The organism is Paenibacillus sp. HGH0039 (assembly GCF_000411255.1).
Classification (GTDB): Bacteria; Bacillota; Bacilli; order Paenibacillales; family NBRC-103111; genus Paenibacillus_F.
On the sequence record NZ_KE150412.1, the window covers coordinates 298,878 to 300,579 of the forward strand.

Annotated in this window: 1 protein-coding gene; it reads right to left on the reverse strand. The window is 55.5% G+C overall.

Features of this window, described 5'->3' with window-relative positions; all coding sequences use genetic code 11:
- Positions 1-1,702: condensation domain-containing protein (locus tag HMPREF1207_RS01100; protein WP_016423376.1), on the reverse strand; the 1,702-nt coding region annotated here is incomplete at both ends.

Sequence of the window (1,702 nt, forward strand, 5' to 3'; positions counted from 1 at the left end):
TGCACCTGCGGAAGCTCGGACATGGCCGGATTGAACGCTTCGAGCAGCTGCTCTTTTTCGGAAGGAGTCACCAGGTCAAGATCGGCGATTTTGGCTTTCGGGCTCTTCACAATGGCATTCAAAAGCTGTTCGTAATGCTTGGCCATTCGTTCTATCGTTTCTTTTTTATACAAAGAAGTTGCATACTCGAACAAGTAATCCAGGCCGCCGTAGACTTCCGTCACATCCAGACTAAGGTCAAACTTGGACACGATTTCTTCGCTCGCATAAGGAGCCAGCCGGAGGCCGGGCAGTTGAAGCTCTTTGTTTTCCGTGTTTTGCAGCGTGAACATCGTGTCGAAAAGCGGGTTGCGGCTTAGATCCCGGGCAACCTGCACCTTTTCCACCAGTTCCTCGAACGGGTAGTTTTGATGCTCGTATGCGCCCAAAGTCGTTTCCTTGACCTCCTGCAGGTAGGAGAGGAACGTTTTGTCCGCGGCCGGATAATTGCGAATTGCCAGCGTATTGACGAACATTCCGATCAGCGGCTGCACATCTCCGTGTGTCCTGCCGGCAATCGGCGTGCCTACGATCAAGTCTTCCTGAGCTGTATATTTATGCAGCATGACTGTATATGCCGCAAACAGAACCATATATAAGGTTGTGCCTGTTTCCGCCGCCAGCCGCTTTAAGCCTTCACTCTTCTGCGCATCCATGGAAAATTGGAGCGTCCGTCCTTCGTAGCTCTGCAGGGCAGGCCGGGCGTAATCCGTCGGCAGTTCCAGCACCGGGAGCTCTCCCCGGAAAACATTAAGCCAGTAAGCTTCCTGACGCTTTAGCTGCTCTTTCTGCCCTACGGACTGCTGCCAGACGGCGTAGTCCTTGTACTGAATGCGCAGCGGCTCCAACTCTTCTCCGCTGTATAGGCGGACGAACTCTTCCACCAGCACGTCCATCGAAACGCCGTCGGAAACGATATGGTGCATATCGAACATCAAGAGATGCCGCTCAACCGCCAGTTCGACCAAGCCGACCCGAATCAAAGGCGGTTTCGCGAGATCGAACGGACGTACAAAAGCCAGCACCGTTTCTGCCGCTTCTTCCTCGCTTGCCCCGACATGTTCCACGGAAAAGTCCACATCCGGGTATACCCGCTGCACCGCTTCCCCGTTCGCCATTTCGAAGCCCGTGCGCAGGGTTTCATGGCGCTGAATCAGACTGCGGAATGCTTCCTCGAACCGGTTCCGGTCCAGCGCACCTTCGAGTATCAGCGTACCCGGCATGTTGTAGCTCAGCTCCGCTCCCTCAAGCTGATTGAGAATATACAAACGTTTCTGAGCGGACGAAAGCGGATAGAACTCCCTTTGTTCCACAGCAGGAATGGAAACATGCTCCTGCCGTTCCATGTTGGCGATTGCCTCTGCCATATCTTCAACCGTCGAATGACGGAAAACGTCTCTTAACGGCAGATCGACGTTCAGTTCCCTGTGCACTTTGCCGACAAGCGTCGTTGCCCGCAGGGAATGTCCGCCCAGGTCGAAGAAGTTATCGCCGATGCCGACTTCCTTCTGAAGACCGAGCACGTCCTGCCAGATGGCGCACAGCTTCGCTTCCAGCGGCGTCCTTGGCGCGATATACTCCGCGCCTCCGTCCGTGCCCGCTTCCGGCGCCGGCAGCGCCTTGCGGTCGACTTTCCCGTTCGGCGTCAGCGGAATCCGCTCCA